We start from the raw sequence: 18,499 nt of genomic DNA on the forward strand, positions 1-18,499 counted from the left end.
CAACCGTAGCCAAGTGCGTTATAAAACGCAAGGTCGTTTAGTTATATTAAGCGTCCTTGGTTCCGACGATGACGTGGATTGCCGTTATTTCCGATCCGAATACCGCAAATTCCCGATCAACAGGGGCGTACTCGCGCAGAATGACCACGTCCTCGTCGTGGTCGAGCCCATAGCCGACAAATTCCTTGATAAGCACGGCGTTATCATAGCGCACGACGACCACACCCTGGCCGTTAACCGGGGGGCGGTGTGGGTCGACGAATACAAGCTGGCCGGGGCGATACCGCGGCACCATGCTCGTGCCGGCGACATACACGCCGTATGCGTCGACTCCCCGCAAAAACGCTGGCCGCTCTGTCCAGTCCACAGGGCCGTCGCCGATGAACGCCTCTTGCGCTGGGCCTGCACGCCCGACGGCCCGTATGGGTATCTGGGGCGACGGAGTGGTGGGCTGGTGCATCAGTTTGTGTATAAACTGCAATGGGTTGCCCGCTATGGCGGGGTCTACTGGCCTGTCTCGACGTTTGGCCGTTTCTTCTTTTCTGCGCGGGGCGCCCTGCCGGTATGTCTCGATGAGGGCGAGCTCTATCTCGTCCTCGGTGACATCCCACATTTTAGCCAAGATCGGTGTCCAGTCTTCCGGCGCCGAGCGCAGCCCCCTTTCGACCATGGCGTAGTGCGGCTGGCTGGTGCGTAGCTCCTCCGCGACATCTTGCTGCCGGAAGTCGGTCGTTCTGCGAATGTCGGCGAGCGTGGGCGTTTTGGGCGGCATGTCGGTCTACCTCGTAGATGCGCCAAGGCGCTGAAACTAAACATCTATAACACATAGTTATTAAGAATTTGAATAGCCCATGCGGATATGGGCTTGCGTTCTATAACGGTCGGCGTTATACGAACCTCTGTCGTTATAAAACACAGAGGCGCACGCTATGACGTTGGCAAGGTTCATGGAACTGGCGGGGATGACCGAAGAGGCGCTCGCGGCCCTGGTCGGCGTCACCCAGCCCGCCGTCAGCAAATGGAAGCATGGCCGCGCCATCCCGCGCCCTGCCCAGATGGCCAAGATCGTCGCCGCCACCGAGGGCGCCGTTACCCCGGCCGACTTTTTCCACGGCGAGGCCGCCTAAATGGTCGTCGTCGTCACCATCCCCGGCGAAGTCACCGGCAAGGGCCGCCCGCGCATCTGGAACGGCCGGGCCGTCACGCCCGCCAAGACCCGGAGCAAAGAGGGCGTGATCGCCTCGCTGGCCATGGACGCCATGGGCGGTTGCGACCCGCTCACCGGGCCGGTGCTGGTGACGATTGAGGCGGTGTTGCCCGTAGCCACGTCGTGGTCAAAAAAGCGCCGCGCCGCCGCTCTCGACGGGACCGAGCAGCCCACGAAAAAGCCCGACCTCGACAACGTGGTCAAGCTGGTACTCGACGCCGTCAACGGCATCGTCTTCGCCGACGACGCCCAGATCACCCACATCATCGCGTCGAAGCGTTACGGCGTCTTCGCCCAGACCACCTTGACCGTGGTGCCGTCATGACCGACCGCGCCGCCCATCTGGTCAAGCGGTTGACGATCCTCGATCGAACCAACCGGCTGCGTGTCTTCGCCGCCCTCAAGGCGTGGATGGAGGAATACGGCGAGTGCCCGACAGGCATGGAGATCGCCCGCGCCACCGGCCTCGCCCCGTCGACTGCGGTGCGGCACATGAAGGCGTTGAACGGTGCAAAGGGGCTGCCCTTGTCGGTCGCTATCCGTCCGTTCCATGCCAGCCGCCTCGGCGTCCGTCTCAACGACGACAAGCCCGTGCCCGTCGACGAATACGAGCCCGTTTGGGTCGAGGTGGCGGAATGACCACGCCCGGCAACAAACAGGCGCACGAAAAGCGCATGGCCGAGCTGGCCGCCAAGCGCCGCAAGCGCGACGAACGCCTCGCCGCCATGGCCCGCCAAGCCCATCAAGAGGAACTGGCCGCCCTGGCCACCAATCCGCTCGGCCGTTGCCTGCTTGGCTCGCTGGCCGATCTCGAGGAACTGCCGACCGAGGAATGGGCGCCCTACGTCGCCCGCCAGGATTGGCTATTCCATCCTGCCGTGCCCAACGCCTTTCGCACCAACGCCAAGGTCGAGATCAGCCGTCGCCTGGCCGAGCGCATCCGCGCCGAAGGCGGCGACCCCCTCAACGACCCGATGCCCGACGAGCCCGACGGCCCGTTCCAGTCCATCGCCCAAGTTTTCAACCGGGCAATGCCCGCCACACCCGCACCGACCACCAAGACCGAAAGGACAAAACCGATGATTTCGATCACGTTGAACATTTCCAGCCCGGCCGACATCGAGGCCGCCCGCGCCATGCTGCCGGGTATCCTGGGCGGCTTTGCTGCCACCCACGCCCCCGAGGCCACCGCGAGTGTTCCGCTCGCCCCCGATGTGCAGCCGGAACCGGCCAAGAAGACCCGCGCCCGCAAGGCGGCCGAGCCCGCCCCCGAGCCGACCGTCGACGCCGACTTTGCCCCGCTGCCCGATAAGGACATCGCGGCCGAGGCGCCCGTCGAGGCCCAGCCCGAGCCGGTGGCCGAAGCCCCCGCCGCCATTGACGGCCCGGCGGTGGTCGCCGCGTTGCAGGCGTTCGCCAAGGTCAAGGGGCCGCTGGCCGTCAAGGCGCTGCTGACCAAGTTTAACGCCTCGCGTCTGTCGGACATCAAGCCCGACCAGTACGCCGCCGTCATGGCCGAGGTGGCGTAATGAACGCCCCCTTGGTTCCGATCGACAAGTCGGGACACGTCGAGCACGGTTTCTCGTCGTATAGCCGCTATGCCGCGTGCCCTGGGTCAATCCGCGAGTGCCGCAAGGCCCCGCCGGAAAAGCCCAGCCCGTATGCGGAGGAGGGCACCGACGCGCACGAATGCGGCGAGATCGGCTTGCGCCAGGGTATCGACGCGATCGAGCTCATTGACCGCAAGGTCGGCGGGTCAATCGTCGACGAGGACATGGCCGCGGCCGTACAGGTTTACCTCGATTTCTGTCGCTCGCAGATCGAAGACGGCGACATCGTTTTCGTCGAACTGCCCGTCGACCTGGCACCCCTCAACCCGCCGGTGCCGCTGCGCAGCCGGTTGGATTTTGCTCGCTATCGTCCGAGCACCAAGGCCCTGTTGGTCACCGATTACAAGCACGGCCAGGGCGTCGCGGTCGAAGTCCACGGCAACGGCCAGCTCCGCGGATATGCCCTCGGCGCCTGCGTCGAGCTCGATAAGCTCGGCCACGTCGTCTCCGAAGTGCAGATCGCCATTGTGCAGCCGCGGGCCTACCACGAAGACGGCCCCATCCGCTTCGAGGTTATTTCGGCATTCGAGCTCTTTGAATGGTCGGTCGATCTGTTCGACGTGATCAATCGCACGCTCGAGCCCGACGCCCCATTGGTGGCGGGCGACCATTGCCGGTTCTGCAAGGCCAAGCCGGTGTGCCCCGAAATGGAACGCATGGCCCTGACCACGGCCGAGGCCCAATTCACTGACACCACGATCACCGTGCCCCCGGCGCCCTCGTCCATGACCCCGGCCCGGATCGGCCAGGTGCTTAACGCCGCCGAGATCATCGAGGGTTGGCTCAAGAGTGTGCGCGAGCACGCCCATGCCTCGCTCGAGCAGGGCGTCGAAATCCCCGGATGGAAGCTCGTTCCGAAGCGTGCCCAGCGCAAATGGGCCGACGATGACCTGGCGTCCGACGCCCTGCTCACGGCCGGGTTGCCCATCCTCGACATATACGCCCGCAAGATCATCTCGCCCGCCGCTGCTGAGAAGCTTCTCGGCAAGCAAAAGGACGCGATCAAGCACTTGGTCGTCGCCGAAAGCTCGGGAACGACCTTGGCCCCGGCTGGCGATAAGCGCCAGGCCGTCGCTGGCGGCGCTGCCGCCGACTTCACTTCGCTCGAATAGCCCAAAAGGAAACCGCCATCATGGCTGACAAGTACACCTATTCCGCCACCGCCAAGACGCCCCTCGTTCGCGCCGCCTTCTTTCGCGGCGTCGAGCCCGAGGTCCGCACCAACGACAAGGGCGTCACCGAAAAGACCTGGGGCCTGACCGCCATCGCCCCGGCTGGCTCCGATCTGACGGGCGTCAAGGCCGCCATCGTCGAGGCCGCCACCAAGATGTGGGGCAGCACCGCCGGCGACAAGCTCAAGCATCCCAAGTTCAAGTCGCCGCTCAAGGACGGCGCGACCCAGGTCGACAAGGAGGGCAAGCTCTACGCCGGTTTCGAGGCGGGGCAGACCACTTTCAAGCTGTCGACCAAGTCCCGCAAGCCGGGCCTCGTCGACCGCAAGGTGCGGGCCATCATCGACGAGCAGGGCACGACCCTGGTCGATAAGGCCAACGGCCTGCACGAGATCGTCGCCGAAAACGAGGTCTATTCCGGGTGCTGGTTCCTGGCCACGTTCTCGGCCATGGCCTATGACCGCGACGACGGTTTCGGCGTCTCGCTCAAGCTGGAAAATCTCCAGTTGGTCAAACAGGACGAGCGCCTGGGCGGCGGTGGTGCCCCGGCGGCCGAGGACCAGTTTGGTGCCCTGGCCGATGCTGGCGGTGACGACCTCGCCGACCTGTTGTCGTAAGGGGGCGCCGCCATGACCGACGACGCCACCGCTCTGGGCGGAAATGCCGCCGAAATCCTCCGGTCCTTCGCCGAGCGGATCAACCGTCTCGACGAGGAGGCCAAGGCCGCCCTCGAGGAACACGTCAAACCGATCAAGGACGCGATCAAGGACGTGTTCAGCGAGGCCGCGTCGGAAGGCTTCGACAAGGCGGTGCTGCGCGAAGCTCTGCGCCGCCAGCGTCTCGACGAAAGCTTTCGGGCCGAGGTCGAGACGTACGAGGCCGCCTTGCTCCGTGAATTGCTGTCTTAGACCCGACGGGGCCGGTTTCGGCCGGCCCCCTCAACCCACGGTGACCGCTATGCCCGAATTGACCGAAAACGACATCCTCGACATCGAATTGCGCAACCGCGGCAACGACGACGTGGCCGCCTTGCTGCGCCGCATCGAAGACATGGCCGACGAGATCGCCGAGGGCGAAAAGCTGCTCGACGCCATCCGCTCTTGTGAGCGTGACCTCGACGGCATCACCAACGACCCCGACTCCTATTCGGCGCCCCTCCGCGCCCTGGCCGAAACGCTGTTGGAGGCCGTGATATGAGCTCGCCTCTCGATCTGCTCCGCGACGCCCAACTCGTCATTACCGCTCGGCATCTCGAGTATGGCGATTTCCGCGACAGCTTCGACCGCCTGGCGGCCCTGTGGTCGGCCTATCTCGGCACCAAGATCAGCCCGCCCCAGGCCGCCGATCTGTTGATGCTGCTCAAGATCAATCGGTTGAGCTTCGACCCGTTGCATGCCGACAGCCGCCGCGATGTCCTCGGCTACGGCGCCATCGGCGGCGCCCTGGCCGCCCCCGACGAGGAGGTCTGAACCATGCCTCAGCATATCATTGACCGTTGGCGTCGCCACGCCCTCGACATCGTCAATATTCGCGTCCCGGCCACCAATAGCCGCATGGGCCGAGCAGGAGTATGGCGACGCCAAGCCGCACGCAAATACGCTCTACACCTGGGTCCGAGATGGCAAAATATACCCACCGGCCGAGAAGCACGGTCGGACCTATTTTGTGCGCCACGATGCGGTGTATAGTCCTTGCGGACGCCCCACCCCATCGTTGATCGAGCGCATCAATGCCCGGAAAGCGCCGTAATATGTCCCGCCGCGACTGGCCCGCAAATCTGCGCTGCCGGCGGGACGGATATTATTCGTGGGTGAACCCGACGGATGGCCGCGAATATGGCCTCGGCCGGGATAAGCGGGCGGCGTTCGCCCAGGCCGTCGAGGCCAACTTGCAGATTATGGCGCTTTGCGATAAGCCGCGCCTCGTCGACCGCCTCAACGGCACGACAGACACCACATTCGCCGATCTGGCGGCGCTGTACCGCCAAGAGATCGACAAGCGGCTCGAGCGAGCAAAGATCGTGAAGGCGACGGCCATGTCGATGCGACAGCGCCTCGCCACCATCGAAACCCGATGGGGGGCCACGAAGGTCGCCCAGATCACGACCAAAGACGCCGCCGATATGCTCCGAGAGTATGAAGACGCGGGCAAAGAGCGCATGGCGCAGTCTATGCGGTCTTTCATGCTGGATGTGTTTAACCACGCTGTTGCCATCGGCTGGCGCGAAACGAACCCCGTGGCGGTCACCAAGGCCGTGACGGTCGAGGTCGAGCGGTCACGACTGACCCTCGAGGATTTCCGCGCCATCCACGCTTATGCCGCGGCTAACATGGCGCCCCGCGTTGCCAGGGCCATGGAGCTCGCGTTGATCACGGGCCAGCGCCGAGACGATCTGCGGAATATGGGGCCGAAGGACATCAGCGACGGCTATTTATGGGTCGTCCAGTCCAAGGGCGGCGCCCGCGTTTCCATCCCGGTCGGCATTCGGCTGCAAGTGGTCAATTGGTCGCTGTCAGAGGTGGTTGCAAACTGCCGCGACGCCGTCTTGTCGAAGCACTTTCTGCACCACAACGCGATCGTGGGGAAGGCCCGACCTGGCGACCCGATCAGGGCTCAAACCATTTCCCTAGAGTTTGCCGAGGCCCGCGACAAAGCAGGCATCACGGGCAGCACCGGGAAGACACCGCCGACCTTTCACGAAATCCGATCGTTGGCCGCCAGGCTATGGACCGACGAGCGTGGCGAGGCTTTCGCCAAGGCGCTTCTCGGCCATAAATCGGCCGAGATGGCGGCGCTTTATCGGGACAAACGGGGCGACGATTGGGTGCGTGTTCCGGGCTGATTAGGGACGATTTCGGGACGCATTCGGGACGCGGTTCGGCAACACATTGATATTAAACGATAAAATTTCAATGCACCGTGCAGACCATGCAGGGGTCAAAGGAGCGGACGACGTGCTGGACGGCGACTGGGGTGGTTTCGCCGGGCAGGACGGGGGCTCCGGCTAGCGCGATTTCGAGGGCTCCTGGATTGCCTTGGGCATCGCGAGGGGAAAAGTTCCAGGTGGTCGGGGCGACAATCTGGTATTGGGCGATGCGGCCGTTGTGCAGGCCAAGCCAATGTCCCAGGGTCCCGCGGGCGGCCTCCACCAGGCCGACGGCGGCGCCTTCGCCGAGGGGGGAGGGGGGGGCGCAAAACGGCTCGGCCGGGCGGATGGCGCGGATCCAGCTTTCCATGGCCGGGATCAGCCGGGCCAGTTCCAGCAGCCGGGCCACCACCCGGTCGTGCACCGAGCCGCCGGGGCGGGCGGCGTTGAGGGCGCGGGCCAGGGGGTGGCCGTCTACCACCTGACGGGCCAAGGCTCCCACCTCGGCCACCTGTCCGTCCAGGCGGGGCGCTTTGCACCAGCTATAGCCTTCGGGCTTATCGGGGGCGGGAATGGTTTTGCCGACGGCCGGCGCGAGGATTGCGCCCTCCATCCACGAGTGGGCATGATCCTCGCTGACCTGGGCCGGGTCGAAGGGCGTCGACGCGCCTTGGGCCCACACCCCGGGGGCGAACAGGCCGAAGCTTCCCGACGAGATGAAGCGGCCGGGGCCGGCGCCCAATCCGGTGAAGTCCAGGTCGCGGGCGATGTGCAGGAACAGGCGGAAATCGCCGGCCTCGGGCGGGGCGGCATCGGCCCAGGCATCGAGCGCGGGGAGTCCGTCGAGGGCGGCGATGGCTTCCAGGCTGTCGGCGAACAGATGGGTCTCCAGCGCCTCGCGGAACTCGGCCAGGATGGAGAGCAGGCGGATCTTCTCGCCCGGATCGACGGCTTTGGTGACCCCGCCGGGCTGCAGCGCCAGCGAGTGCGGCCACTTGCCCGCCAGCAGGCCCATCAGATGCAGGAAGCGGGCTCGGGCCGGCAGCAGGGCTCGGGCGCATTCGCCATCGCCCGCCGCGAAACGCCGCCTGGCCGCGGCGAACCACGGCCGTCCGCCATAGCAGCTTCGCGCCAGATCGGGGGCGAAGAACAGCATGAAATGGGTGAGGTGATCGGCAGCGTTCTCGCAGGCCAGGATGAGATTGGTGGCCAGGGTGCCATTTTCCGGCATGGCGGCGGGACCCAAACCCGCCAGGGCGCGGGCCGAGGCCACCGATTGCGATACCGAGCAGATGCCGCAGATCCTGGGGGCGATCACCAGGGCGTCCGAGGGCGGACGTCCCAGCAGGATCTGCTCGAAGCCGCGATAGAGGGGGGCGTTGACCCGGGCTTCGGCCACCCGTCCGTCCTGGACGTCCAGGGTCACTTCCAGGTCGCCCTCGACCCGGTTGAAGGGGCCGACGATCAGGCGGGTGGAGCTTAGGGTCATGGCGACTTCAGGGGCTTGCGGGCGGGTGGGACGATGACGTGGTCGGCATGGGCATTGGTGCGCACCCGCTGCGGCGTCGCCGATTTGGACAAGGCGGCCAGGGCGACGAACCATGCCTTGGGCATGTCCACCGGCAGCCCCACGGGGATGCCGGCCACCTTGGCGGTCTCCTGGAAGGGACCCGACGGCGTCTCGAAGGCGGGGGATGTGCAGTTGATGCAGGCATAGCCGCCATCGGTGCACGAGCCATAGCCGTTCCAGCGGCGGATATTGCAATCGCCTGGCGCCTGGGTGGCGCGACAGCCGAGGTTTTCCATTAGACAGCCGCGATCGGACGGCCGTGCCGCGCTGGCCTTGAACTCATAGAACTCGTTGCGCCCGCAACCATGATGGGCCAGATGGTCGGCATAGGCGCGCGGACGGCCCAAGGCGTCCAGATGCTCGGCCGAGACATCGCCCAATGCCAGCGCCGCCAGGGTCTCGATCATCCAGCCCGGATGGGGGGCGCAGCCGGCGATGTTGACCACCGGCAGGCCCGAACCGGCGCGGAAGGCCTTGCCCAGCGCGCCGCCCGGGTCCCAGCCGGAATACTGCAGGCCGCGCGCGTCGGTGGGGTTGTGTCCGGCGGCCGGCATGCCGCCGAAGGCGGCGCAGCTTCCCACCGCCACCACGTGCCGGGCCTTGGGGGCCAATCGGGCGATCCAGTCCTTCATGGGGGCGCCGCTGCCCGACAGCATCTGGAAGCGCCCGCTGCCATTGGGGCCCAGTAACACCGATCCCTCGACGCACAGGCAGTCCAGGCGCAGCTTGCCCGTGGCGCAGTCCTCTAGCACGGCGAGCGCCTCGGCGCCGCTTTCCTCGGACAGCGAGGGATGCCACAGCAGCCGGATGCCGAACCGCGCCATCGAGCGCAGCAGCCCGGTATCATCGGCCGCCAGGGCTGCCATGGTGCAGCCGCCGCAACTGGCCGCCTGCAGCCACAGGACGTTATAGGTGTCGGGGGGAGGGGACGGCGCGACCATGCCGCCACATTAGAGGCTAGAGGGAGGCAGGTTCAAGCCTCTCCCGGTGGCTGGTCGCGGCCGATCAGGGCGCGGGCGGCCGGGGTGCGCCAGCCGAAGCGGACCGAGGCCACCCGCACCAGCACCGTCACCCCAATGCCGGCCAGGGCCGCCAGCTGGGCCGCCAGTCCCATGCCCAGCGCAAGGACGGCGAAGACCATTCCGCCGGCCAGGGAGGCGGCGGCGTAGAATTCTCCGGGGCGGAAGATCAGCGGGTCTTCCCGGCTCATCAGGTCGCGCAGCACGCCGCCGCCCACCGCGTTGATCACGCCGATCAGCAAGGCGGGAATCCAGCCCAGGCCGGCGTTCAGCGCCTTTTGCGCCCCAAAGACCGTATAGAGCCCCAACCCCAGGGCATCCACCAGCAGGAAGACCAGGGCCAGACGGTTGAGGCTCTGGCCGAACACCAGGCCGATTACCGTGGCCACGACCACCGCCAACAGGTAATGGGACCCCAGCACCGCGGGGACCTGCTGCAGGAACAGCCCGTCGCGCAGCAGACCGCCGCCGATTCCGGTGACCAGGGCCAGGAAGAACACGCCGACGAAGTCATAGCCCTTGCGCATGGCCGTCAGCGCCCCGGTGAGCGCGAACAGGAAGGTGGCGGCCAGATCGAAGGCGAGGGGCAAGGTGAACTGGCCGATCAGCATGGCGGGCGGTTCAGTATTCTATGCGGTTGCGGCCGTTGACCTTGGCACGATACAGCGCCGTGTCGGCCCGTGCCACCGTATCCTTGAAGGATTCCCCGTCCTGGTACTGGGCCACGCCGAACGAGGCCGACGAGGTGCCGATGCCGGGGAACTGCGCCGAGGCGATGGCGGCGCGCAGTTTTTCCGCCAGGGCGGTCGCGCCATCCAGGTCGGTGTTCGGGCAGATGATCAGGAATTCCTCGCCGCCCCAGCGCCCGACCACATCCAAGGCCCGCACGCCGTGGCGCAGCAGCCCGGCCATGGCTTGCAGCACCTCGTCGCCGACATGATGCCCGTGAATGTCGTTGACCGACTTGAAGTGGTCCACGTCGGAGATGATCAGGGAGACCGGTTCGGCATAGCGCTGGGCGCGGTCCAGTTCATGGGCGAAGGATTCGTCCAGGCGCCGACGGTTGAACAGCCCGGTCAGGGCATCGGTGATGGAGGCCTTTTCCAATTCGACGCTTTTCAGCGCCAACATGGCATAGGCCTCGGACAATTCGTTCTGGGCGTTCTTGAGGGCGCCGATATCCACGGCGACGGAATGCTTGACGCGGCGGCCGTCGAACCAGTCGATCAGGGTTTCGCTCAACTGGTACCAGCAATTGTCGCGGTCGTTGAAGTGTTCGAACACGATGGTCGATGGCGCCTGCCCGCCCAGCGCCGACAAGGCGCCGATCTGGCAGAAATGGCAGGGGGCGGGCTGGTCGTAAATGGCCTTATGACAGGTCTGCCCCGGCTCTGCCCCGGTCTTGCTGCGCATGGCGTGATTGAGACTCACCAGCTCGCGCGTCCCGGCATCGACCACGTAGATGGGAAACGGAATGACATCCATGGCACCGTCGCTGCAGGCGGCCTGCGCCGCATGCGCACGTTTGGACACAGCCGCCATCCGGCTCCCCTGACCCTTGCGGAAAAGTTCCATCAGGCCTTGAAGACCCGCGCGATCATTTCACGCAGCTTGTCCGCCTTGATGGGCTTGAGGACATAGCCCTTGGCGCCTGCCTTCACAGCCTTCATCACCATACCCTGTTGGCCATGGGAGGTCACCATGATGATGTTGGCGTCAGGGAATTCCTTCAAGATACCGGTGGTGGCTTCGATTCCGTCCATGTCGGGCATGGTGATGTCCATGGTGACGAGGTCGGGCTTGGCCTGACGATAGGCCTCCAGGGCCAGAGCCCCGCTTCCCGCCGTCTGGACCACCAGATGCCCAAGTTCCATCAGCATGCCGGTCAGCGTCCGGACGGTCAGGAGCGAGTCGTCAACAATCAGAACCTTAAGCGGGTGCATGTTCCCCCCTTGAACTTCTTCTTCGTTAATAAAGTTCAATCTACGGTCGAAAAGCTCGGACGGGCCGATGAAATTGATGTCGAGAGTACCATGGCTGGTTGTCATTTCGATGGTGGTGAAAATCGCCTTTTTGGGACGAAGAATGTTCTTTTCTTCGTCTAATACGGAAGGGGGGGACAAACGTATCACGTTGCCGCCCTCGGCCAGATCCGCAGTGGCGTGTCCGAGGATGAAGTTGACCGTCTCGCCGGCCGTTTCCCGCAGGAACAGTTCGCGCTCGGAGGGTAGGACGTTCAGGTCGGCGGTCATCACCTCGCGGAGGTGTTCGAGCAGGACCCGCTGGAAGCTGAAGGCGATCAGCAGCTTGACCGGACCATCGGTGCAGACGACGGCGGTGACATCGCGCAATTGTAATGCATCGACGTTACCGGTGCGCGGCTTCGCTCTAGAGACCTTGAGTCCGATCTCCTCTTGGAAGTAGTCGCGGGTGCGGGTCAGCACCGCCGCCATGGTCGGCGGAAACTTCAACATGTCGAAGGTCATTGGGCCCGCCCCTCCACCTGAGGGGGGAAGGGGATGTGGAACAGGAAGTGGGTGCCGTGGCCGGGCCGTGAATCAATGCGGATGCTGCCGCCCAGTTCCTCGACGCTGGCCTTCACGGCAGTCATGCCGACGCCCCGGCCGGACAGCTCGGTGGCCTCGGCGCGAATGCTGATGCCTTCGGCGAAGACCAGGTCGGCGATATCCCAGTCGCTGACATCGTCGCTGGTCAACTCGGCGGCCCGCCGGCGCAGGGTCTCCACATCGATGCCGGCGCCGTCATCGGCGATGTCGATGTCAAGCGCGCCATTGTTGCGGCGGATGGCGCAGGTGATGGTGCCGATCTCGCTTTTGCCGGTGGACAGGCGGGAATCCGGGTCCTCGATGCCGTGATCGATGGCGTTGCGGAACACATGGCCGAGCGACCGCAGGAACGGCCCGAACACCTCGGGATCGATGCGCACGTCGTCGCCTTCCACCACCAGGGGCGCCACTTCCTTTTCCAGGCGGGCCGAGATCTGGTGGATCATCTTGTCGAAATCGGCGATGGCCTGGCGCAGCGACACGGTGCGGATAGCGGCGATTTCCTCGAGAACGTTCGGGATATCGGTTTCCGACAGCAGGCCGCGGGCAAAGCGTTCGAAGCGCTTGGCCTGTTCCGGGGTGACGGTGACCACGCCGCGCCGGGCCATGAAATCGTCGCCCAGGGCCTCGCGGACGGTTTCAAGGTCGGCGTTGAGGACGGCTTGCCAGTCGCGGGCGAAGACCATGGTCGCCGCCTCGGCGGCATCGCCCCGGCGGCCGAGCCGCTGCAGCGAGGATTCCACGTCGTGCAACTGGGTGGGCAGGTGGTGGAAGCCCAACTGGTTGAAGGTGCCCTTGAAGGTGTGAATGGTCCGGTACAGCACCGCCCGGTCGCGGCCGCGCCACATTCCCGCGCCATCCTGGACGAAATTGGTGAACTCGGCGACGGCGTCGAAGAAGTCGTTGCCGTAGGTGACGGCCGACACGATCATCTCGAGGCGGGTCCGCTCGCGCGCCACCTGCGCGGCCAGGGCTTTCTCGCCGGTGATGTCGGTCAGCACCACCATGATCGAGCGGTTCAGCGGCTTGAACTCGGCCTTCAGGACGCGCCGGCCGATGGAGATCTCCTCGGGCAGCAGCGACAGATACAGCTCGGCGCGCGAGGTGTCGTGTTCCTTCAGGGCCTCCTCGATGCAGGCCCGGAGGGTGTCGCGGGCATGCTCGTTACCGGAGAACAGCAACTCGTCCACCGGCTTGCCGGCGGGCGAGCCGCCGAAGAAGGTCAGGCAGGGATGGCTGAATTCCGGCTCGACCACCAGATCGCCGCGGAAGGACAGGAAGCCCTGGCCGGAATTGTCCAGAAGCGCCGAGACCTGGTCGCCTTTGGTCTTGACCGCCGACAGGGATTCCGCCAGCTCGCGGGTGCGGTCGCGGACCCGTTCCTCCATTTCGGTGTAGAGCAGGGCGTTTTCCAGGGAGATGGAGGCCTGGGTGGCCAGCAGGTCCAGCACCGCCACCCGCTTGCGGGTAAAGGCCCCGGCCGCCAGCCGGTTTTCCAGGTAGAGCACCGCCGACAGCGCCCCATGGGTGACCACGGGCAGGCACATCACCGACTTGACGCCGCTGCGCGCCGCGTAGCCTTCGGTCATGTAGGTGTTGGGGCCGATGGCGTTGTCGATCACCACCCTTTCGCGGGTGCGGGCCACGTATTGGAAGACGGTCAGCGGCAGGTCGTCCGAGGTGGGCGGGGCGGCGCAGGTGGACACGGCGATCAGGTCGCCCTCCACAACCGCCTCGGCCTCGATGCGGAAGCTGTCGCCATGGCGCAGGATCAGCAGGCCGCGATCGGCCCCGGCGTGCTCGACCACGATGCGCAGCAGGGATTCCACCAGCTTGCCCAGCACGATCTCGCCGGACACCGCTTGCTGCGCCTTGATGACGGTCATCAGGTCCAGCCCGTCGGCGCTGCCGCTGAAGCTGGTCATGGCGCCGTCGGCCAGGGCGGCCTCGGCCAGCCGGGGGAAGTTCTGATCGAGCTGGGCGACCTTGGCCAGCGCCCCCCAGCGCGTATAGCAATAGCGGGCGTTGCGCAGATAGTTCTCGGCGATGCTGGGCAGGCCCTGCTCGAGGCAGAACTGGCCGGCGCGCTCGTTGGCGATGGCCTCGCAATGGAGCTGGCCATGTTCGCGGGCGGTCAGGATGGCCCTTTCGTAAAGGCGCATGACCTCATTGCCGCCGCCGGACAGGGCGGCCATTTCGGCATCGATCAGGGCGGCGCGGGCGGCGAAGGTCTCCGGGCAGTGCTCGGCCCACAGTGCCAGCTTGCGATGGTGCTCGGCCAGCCAGGGAGCCATTTCCTCCCGCCGCTCGGGTTCGGCGCTGGGATAGAGCGCGGTGATGGCCAGCGCTCCGTAGAAATGGTGGGAGGTCTCGATCACCGAAGACGAGATCTTCGGCACCAGGGCCGCCGTCTCGCGGGCAGCGCCCAGCGCTTCTTCGTAACGGCCCATCAGATAGGGGGTGACCTGCCGGACCACATGGTAGAAGGCGATGCCGTAGCCATGGGCCGTCGCCACCAGCGCCTCGTAGGAGTTCTCGGCGCTGTCCGCGCCGGCGATGCCCGGCTTGACGTCCAGCTCGACTCCCTGCAGCCCGGCGATGAACAGTTCCTGCAGCCGCAGCATCAGGATCGCGAAGGGAATGCGGGCATTGGCGGCGAAGGGCGTGTACTTGCGCATATGGGCCAGCACCACGTCCAGCGGCTCGCCCTTCTCGAACAGCATCCAGGCCGAGGCATAGGCCACATAGGCGGCATAGATCAGGTTGCCGGTATCCAGGCAGGTGCGGAAGGTCTCCTCCAGCACCGGCATGATGGAGGCGATGGGCTTGCTCCACGGCGTGACGAAATAGCCGTGGCGGAACAGCAAGGTCCCCTTCAGCGGGGCGCTGTCGAAGCGTTCGCCCAGTTTCAGCGCCAGTTCCGAGAATTCCAGCCCGGTGCGGAAATCCTCGAACCGGCCCACCAGGGACACGGAATAGCCCGAGAACGCCGCGCTGGAATCCTCGGTCACGCCGTGGTGCAGCGACAGGTTGATGGCCGTGAGGCCCAGAAAGGGATAGAGCAGGGGACGCACGTGATACACCGCCGGAATGGCGTCGGCGATCAGGCCGATCAGCGCCCGGACGGCGGGGACGTGGCATTCGGGCAGCCGGACCAGATCGGCCACGTGCCGCCCCTTGAGGAGCCCGGCCAGTTCCTGGCGCGCCGCCTGGACGGCGCTGGCGGTATCCTCTTCGGTCTCGGGGCAGGCGAGGCCGAAACGTTCGAGGGCCTTGACGGCGACGGCGACGGCGTCGCCAAAACGGCCCGAGACCATGAACATGCGAAAGCGCAGGCGCCAGACCTGGGCGCTCTGGTCATCGGTGGCCGCCTTGCCCAGCAAGAGCTCGAACAGCGCGTCCGCCTGGGCATGGTTGCCCACCAGGTATTCGCACTCGGACAGGTCCAGGAACAGGGCGAAGGTGTTGTCGTGGGCCACGTCCCAGCAATCGGCCCCCAGCAGATTGCGGGCCAGGGTGAAGTAGACCCGGGCCGAGGCATTGGCCGAGGACGCCTTGGCCTTGCGCCCCGCCTGGATGTTCAGCCCGGCCAGCAGGTCGCGTTCGGCCTGGCTGGTGATCATCTGGCGGCCGAGATTGAGGTGGTGGATCACGTCGAACAGCCGGTCGTCGACCTCCTCGGCGGACAGGCTTTCCAGCATCCGCCGCCCGATCTGCAGATGGGTGGCGACCATTTCGGCGATGGGAAGGGACAGATAGGCCGCTTCCTGAATCCGGTCGTGGGTGAAGCTGAGGCGATCGCCGTTGCGGATCAGAAAGCCGGCCTGAATGGCCTTTTCCAGGCTGCCCAGGCACTCCTCTTCCGTCCGGTCGTAGGCCATGGCCAGGGTGCCCAGGGTGGTGCCGTTGCCCAGGCAGGCGATCCGCCGTAACTCCGCCTGGTCGGCCTCGGGCAGGCGGCGCAGCTTGGCCGCCATCAGGATGACCACGTTGTCGGAAAACCCCATGTCGCCGATGCGTCCGAGGTCCCAGCGCCACTCCGCCTTGCTCTGATCGAACCACAGCAGCTTCTCTTCCGCCAAGGTGCTCAGGAACTGGATGGCGAAGAACGGATTGCCCGCCGTTTTCTGGTGAATCAGCCGGACCAGCGGAGCCGCCCGTTCGCCGGCACAACGCAACGTATCGGCCACCAGATGTCCAAGGTCGTCCTCGTTCAGAGGCTTGAGCACGATGTCGTCGACCGGCCGCCCCCCCTTGCGGATGGTTTCCACCGACAGCATCAGGGGGTGGGAACTGTCCACCTCGTTGTCGCGATAGCTGCCGATCAGCAGAAGATGCCGCACCTCGGGGTGGGTCATCAGGTGTTCGAGCAGCTTCATGGACCCGTTGTCCATCCACTGGAGGTCGTCCAGGAACAGCACCAGCGGCTGCTCCGGCCGGGCCAGCACCGAGACGAAGCGGCGGAACACCGTCAGGAAGCGGACCTGCGCCTCGCCCGGCGGCAGTTCGGGCACGCCCGGCTGCTCGCCCACCACCAGCTCCAGCTGGGGAATGAGATCGATGAGCAGCCCGCCATTGGGGCCGACCGCATCCAGGAAGGCCTCGCGCCAGCGGCGGATGTCCGATTCCGGCGCGCCCAGAATCTGGCGGATCAGGGTGTGGAAGGCCTGGGCGAAGGTGGAATAGGGAATGTCCCGCTTGTGCTGGTCGAACTTGCCCGCGCCGAACATGCCGTCGCGCTCGACCATGGCCGGGTGGATCTGGTTGACCAGGGCCGACTTTCCGACTCCGGAATAGCCCGACACCAGAACCAGTTCGGGCATGCCGTCGTCGGCCACCCGGCGGAAGGCCGCCAGCAGGATGTCCGATTCCCGTTCCCGGCCGTAAAGGTGCTCGGGAATGGTCAGGATGCCGGAATGGTCGCTTCCGGCCAGGGGGAAGCCGGAAATCCGCCCGGCGGTCGTCCATTCGGCCAGACAGGCCTCCAGATCGGAGGCCAGACCCTCGGCGGTCTGGTAGCGTTCTTCCGCGGTCTTGGCCAGCAACTTCATGATGATGGCCGAAATCTGGTCGGGCAGGCCGGCAACCCGGTCATGGGGCGGCGAGGGCTGGCGGGCGATATGGCAATGGACCCACTCCATGGGGTCCACTGCGGAGAACGGCCGCAGCCCTGTGAACATCTCGTAAAGAACGACGCCCAGGGAATAGAGGTCGCTGCGGGAATCCACCGACCGGTTCATCCGGCCCGTCTGCTCGGGGGCCATGTAGGCGAAGGTTCCGCAGACGCTTTCGGCTCCCTGGTTGTGACGCTGCTCGCGCCGCAATTGGGAGGCCGCCCCGAAGCCGGTGAAGGTTACCGTGGCGCCGGCCTCGTCGATCAGGATGTTCGAGGGGGTGATATCCTTGTGGATCAGTCCCTTGACATGGACGCGCCCCAGGGTCCGGGCCAGCAGGGCCGACAGGCGCAGCAGCCGGGCCACGTCCGCCATGCGCAGCGGGCCGGAGCGCGACGCGATCACCTGCGACAGCGGCACGCCGCCGGGATCGGAAAGGGTCAGGGTCAGGCGGCCGGATACCTCGTCCAGCGACAGGGGGACGGCGCCCCAGGCCGCGTCGATTTCGCTCCTCAGCGCGAATTCACGCCGCAGACGGTCGATGACCGGTTGCGATGGCCGGGCGGACGACGTGCTGCGGAGCAGGACCGCGCGACCGCCGGCGGCGGTGCCGCGCGCCAGCAACGTCTCCTCGTCCCGGCAGAGGATGTCGGCCACCTTGAACTCGGACGGAACACTCATTGGTCCCCAAACCCCCAAATCGACTTTGACTTCAGGTGTCCGTTCCGACGCGGGACACCATCCGCCGCGCTCAGCCTACGTTGCTTTTTGCTCTCGTTCAATCCTCGCAACCACCTGGTCTGCCGCGTCCCTCCCTTTCCTGAGTTCTCGCAACATGAATACTAAGGGTAATACCTGATGAGCTAAAGGTGTGCCTTTTAAACTGTGGCAAGGAATGGACGTCCTATATCTTGGTATGATATCTGAAACGGCAATTCCAAGCGTAAGGGTGGTGCAATGCGCGAAAACAATCACGAAAAAATTTCTGATAGCGATAGTGACTCCGAGGATAAAAATAAAAAACGAAATAAATGCAGAAGAAATGCTCGTGAAAATGGCGCATTCAGTCGCACCGGCGCCTTCGGCCAGGGGTTCGGCGGCAATCCGTTCGGCGGCGGTTTCGGCCCCGCCCAGTTCATGCAGATGCTGCCCCTGATGATGGCCATGGGCGGTGGCATGCCCGGCGGCGGCATGGCCAAGATGCAGCTGCAACTGATGATGTGGATGGTCGAGACCTGGCTGGACTACCTGTCGGCCATGCAGGAGGTGTTCGAGCGCGCCTTCGACCGGCTGCGCGAGATGGAGCTGTGCGGCGGCTTCATGGGGGGCGGCTACCAGGGCGAGGACGACAAGGAGTGGTGATCCTCGGGGCAT

General features: G+C 65.5%; 19 protein-coding genes. 12 read left to right on the top strand and 7 right to left on the bottom strand.

Annotation, left to right across the window (positions count from 1 at the left end):
* Window positions 1-46: 46 nt before the first annotated feature.
* Window positions 47-772, bottom strand: a complete 726-nt coding sequence (locus tag AMB_RS23385; RefSeq protein WP_011384334.1) for a LexA family transcriptional regulator — start codon at window positions 770-772, stop codon at window positions 47-49.
* 157 nt (window positions 773-929) lie between these two features.
* Between AMB_RS23385 and AMB_RS09750 the strand changes: the two genes are divergently transcribed.
* Genes AMB_RS09750 through AMB_RS09795 form a run of 11 tightly spaced genes read left to right on the top strand, consistent with a single transcriptional unit; the run spans window position 930 to window position 6,831 of the window.
* The gene (locus AMB_RS09750) at window positions 930-1,127 is read left to right on the top strand and encodes a helix-turn-helix domain-containing protein (protein ID WP_011384335.1); all 198 of its coding nucleotides are present in this window, start codon (window positions 930-932) and stop codon (window positions 1,125-1,127) included.
* On the top strand, window positions 1,128-1,532 hold the full coding sequence (locus AMB_RS09755; RefSeq protein WP_011384336.1) for a RusA family crossover junction endodeoxyribonuclease: 405 nt from the start codon (window positions 1,128-1,130) through the stop codon (window positions 1,530-1,532). It abuts the gene before it with no gap.
* Window positions 1,529-1,846: a hypothetical protein gene (locus AMB_RS09760; RefSeq protein WP_011384337.1), complete on the top strand. Its 318-nt coding sequence runs from the start codon at window positions 1,529-1,531 to the stop codon at window positions 1,844-1,846. The genes AMB_RS09755 and AMB_RS09760 overlap by 4 nt, the downstream gene beginning before the upstream one ends.
* Window positions 1,843-2,736, top strand: a complete 894-nt coding sequence (locus AMB_RS25665; protein WP_011384338.1) for a hypothetical protein — start codon at window positions 1,843-1,845, stop codon at window positions 2,734-2,736. Before AMB_RS09760 ends, AMB_RS25665 begins: the two co-directional genes overlap by 4 nt.
* Window positions 2,736-3,929, top strand: coding sequence for a DUF2800 domain-containing protein (locus AMB_RS09770; protein WP_011384339.1), 1,194 nt, complete (start codon window positions 2,736-2,738; stop codon window positions 3,927-3,929). Before AMB_RS25665 ends, AMB_RS09770 begins: the two co-directional genes overlap by 1 nt.
* Before the next feature lie 20 nt (window positions 3,930-3,949).
* On the top strand, window positions 3,950-4,606 hold the full coding sequence (locus tag AMB_RS09775; protein ID WP_011384340.1) for a DUF2815 family protein: 657 nt from the start codon (window positions 3,950-3,952) through the stop codon (window positions 4,604-4,606).
* 12 nt (window positions 4,607-4,618) lie between these two features.
* Window positions 4,619-4,897: a GapR family DNA-binding domain-containing protein gene (locus AMB_RS09780; RefSeq protein WP_011384341.1), complete on the top strand. Its 279-nt coding sequence runs from the start codon at window positions 4,619-4,621 to the stop codon at window positions 4,895-4,897.
* Window positions 4,898-4,946: 49 nt separating this feature from the next.
* Window positions 4,947-5,186, top strand: a complete 240-nt coding sequence (locus AMB_RS09785) for a hypothetical protein (protein WP_043744071.1) — start codon at window positions 4,947-4,949, stop codon at window positions 5,184-5,186.
* On the top strand, window positions 5,183-5,458 hold the full coding sequence (locus tag AMB_RS09790) for a DUF6378 domain-containing protein (RefSeq protein WP_011384343.1): 276 nt from the start codon (window positions 5,183-5,185) through the stop codon (window positions 5,456-5,458). The genes AMB_RS09785 and AMB_RS09790 overlap by 4 nt, the downstream gene beginning before the upstream one ends.
* Window positions 5,400-5,738 carry an excisionase gene (locus AMB_RS26990; protein WP_083763497.1) on the top strand — a complete coding sequence of 113 codons (339 nt, stop codon included), beginning with the start codon at window positions 5,400-5,402 and terminating at the stop codon, window positions 5,736-5,738. Before AMB_RS09790 ends, AMB_RS26990 begins: the two co-directional genes overlap by 59 nt.
* A gap of 1 nt (window position 5,739) precedes the next feature.
* Entirely contained in the window at window positions 5,740-6,831 is a 1,092-nt protein-coding gene (locus tag AMB_RS09795; RefSeq protein ID WP_050750682.1) for a site-specific integrase, read from the top strand.
* A 67-nt stretch (window positions 6,832-6,898) separates the two neighbouring features.
* Here the strand turns inward: AMB_RS09795 and AMB_RS09800 are convergent, their stop codons facing one another.
* Genes AMB_RS09800 through AMB_RS09825 form a run of 6 tightly spaced genes read right to left on the bottom strand, consistent with a single transcriptional unit; the run spans window position 6,899 to window position 17,806 of the window.
* On the bottom strand, window positions 6,899-8,344 hold the full coding sequence (locus AMB_RS09800; RefSeq protein ID WP_011384345.1) for a nickel-dependent hydrogenase large subunit: 1,446 nt from the start codon (window positions 8,342-8,344) through the stop codon (window positions 6,899-6,901).
* Window positions 8,341-9,366, bottom strand: coding sequence for an uptake hydrogenase (locus AMB_RS09805; RefSeq protein WP_011384346.1), 1,026 nt, complete (start codon window positions 9,364-9,366; stop codon window positions 8,341-8,343). The genes AMB_RS09800 and AMB_RS09805 overlap by 4 nt, the downstream gene beginning before the upstream one ends.
* Before the next feature lie 32 nt (window positions 9,367-9,398).
* Entirely contained in the window at window positions 9,399-10,055 is a 657-nt protein-coding gene (locus tag AMB_RS09810; RefSeq protein ID WP_011384347.1) for a trimeric intracellular cation channel family protein, read from the bottom strand.
* Window positions 10,056-10,065: 10 nt separating this feature from the next.
* Window positions 10,066-10,986, bottom strand: a complete 921-nt coding sequence (locus AMB_RS09815) for a GGDEF domain-containing protein (RefSeq protein ID WP_407636035.1) — start codon at window positions 10,984-10,986, stop codon at window positions 10,066-10,068.
* Window positions 10,987-11,018: 32 nt separating this feature from the next.
* Entirely contained in the window at window positions 11,019-11,930 is a 912-nt protein-coding gene (locus AMB_RS24375) for a response regulator (RefSeq protein ID WP_011384349.1), read from the bottom strand.
* Complete coding sequence (locus AMB_RS09825) at window positions 11,927-17,806, bottom strand: AAA family ATPase (RefSeq protein ID WP_011384350.1); 5,880 nt, start codon at window positions 17,804-17,806, stop codon at window positions 11,927-11,929. Before AMB_RS09825 ends, AMB_RS24375 begins: the two co-directional genes overlap by 4 nt.
* Window positions 17,807-18,082: 276 nt before the next feature.
* Here AMB_RS09825 and AMB_RS25170 point away from each other — a divergent pair, with 276 nt between their 5' ends.
* Window positions 18,083-18,487: a hypothetical protein gene (locus AMB_RS25170; protein ID WP_011384351.1), complete on the top strand. Its 405-nt coding sequence runs from the start codon at window positions 18,083-18,085 to the stop codon at window positions 18,485-18,487.
* The last annotated feature ends 12 nt before the right edge of the window (window positions 18,488-18,499 follow it).

It is taken from the genome of Paramagnetospirillum magneticum AMB-1 (genome assembly GCF_000009985.1).
GTDB lineage: Bacteria > Pseudomonadota > Alphaproteobacteria > Rhodospirillales > Magnetospirillaceae > Phaeospirillum > Phaeospirillum magneticum.

Bases quoted from the DNA above. Each gene is read 5' to 3' on its own strand.
- AMB_RS09785 (WP_043744071.1), top strand. From the start codon at position 4,947: ATGCCCGAATTGACCGAAAACGACATCCTCGACATCGAATTGCGCAAC.
- AMB_RS09775 (WP_011384340.1), top strand. From the start codon at position 3,950: ATGGCTGACAAGTACACCTATTCCGCCACCGCCAAGACGCCCCTCGTT.
- AMB_RS09770 (WP_011384339.1), top strand. From the start codon at position 2,736: ATGAACGCCCCCTTGGTTCCGATCGACAAGTCGGGACACGTCGAGCAC.
- AMB_RS23385 (WP_011384334.1), bottom strand. From the start codon at position 772: ATGCCGCCCAAAACGCCCACGCTCGCCGACATTCGCAGAACGACCGAC.
- AMB_RS25665 (WP_011384338.1), top strand. From the start codon at position 1,843: ATGACCACGCCCGGCAACAAACAGGCGCACGAAAAGCGCATGGCCGAG.
- AMB_RS09755 (WP_011384336.1), top strand. From the start codon at position 1,128: ATGGTCGTCGTCGTCACCATCCCCGGCGAAGTCACCGGCAAGGGCCGC.
- AMB_RS09810 (WP_011384347.1), bottom strand. From the start codon at position 10,055: ATGCTGATCGGCCAGTTCACCTTGCCCCTCGCCTTCGATCTGGCCGCC.
- AMB_RS09805 (WP_011384346.1), bottom strand. From the start codon at position 9,366: ATGGTCGCGCCGTCCCCTCCCCCCGACACCTATAACGTCCTGTGGCTG.
- AMB_RS09760 (WP_011384337.1), top strand. From the start codon at position 1,529: ATGACCGACCGCGCCGCCCATCTGGTCAAGCGGTTGACGATCCTCGAT.
- AMB_RS09800 (WP_011384345.1), bottom strand. From the start codon at position 8,344: ATGACCCTAAGCTCCACCCGCCTGATCGTCGGCCCCTTCAACCGGGTC.
- AMB_RS09750 (WP_011384335.1), top strand. From the start codon at position 930: ATGACGTTGGCAAGGTTCATGGAACTGGCGGGGATGACCGAAGAGGCG.
- AMB_RS25170 (WP_011384351.1), top strand. From the start codon at position 18,083: ATGCGCGAAAACAATCACGAAAAAATTTCTGATAGCGATAGTGACTCC.
- AMB_RS09795 (WP_050750682.1), top strand. From the start codon at position 5,740: ATGTCCCGCCGCGACTGGCCCGCAAATCTGCGCTGCCGGCGGGACGGA.
- AMB_RS09780 (WP_011384341.1), top strand. From the start codon at position 4,619: ATGACCGACGACGCCACCGCTCTGGGCGGAAATGCCGCCGAAATCCTC.
- AMB_RS24375 (WP_011384349.1), bottom strand. From the start codon at position 11,930: ATGACCTTCGACATGTTGAAGTTTCCGCCGACCATGGCGGCGGTGCTG.
- AMB_RS09790 (WP_011384343.1), top strand. From the start codon at position 5,183: ATGAGCTCGCCTCTCGATCTGCTCCGCGACGCCCAACTCGTCATTACC.
- AMB_RS09815 (WP_407636035.1), bottom strand. From the start codon at position 10,986: ATGGCGGCTGTGTCCAAACGTGCGCATGCGGCGCAGGCCGCCTGCAGC.
- AMB_RS09825 (WP_011384350.1), bottom strand. From the start codon at position 17,806: ATGAGTGTTCCGTCCGAGTTCAAGGTGGCCGACATCCTCTGCCGGGAC.
- AMB_RS26990 (WP_083763497.1), top strand. From the start codon at position 5,400: ATGTCCTCGGCTACGGCGCCATCGGCGGCGCCCTGGCCGCCCCCGACG.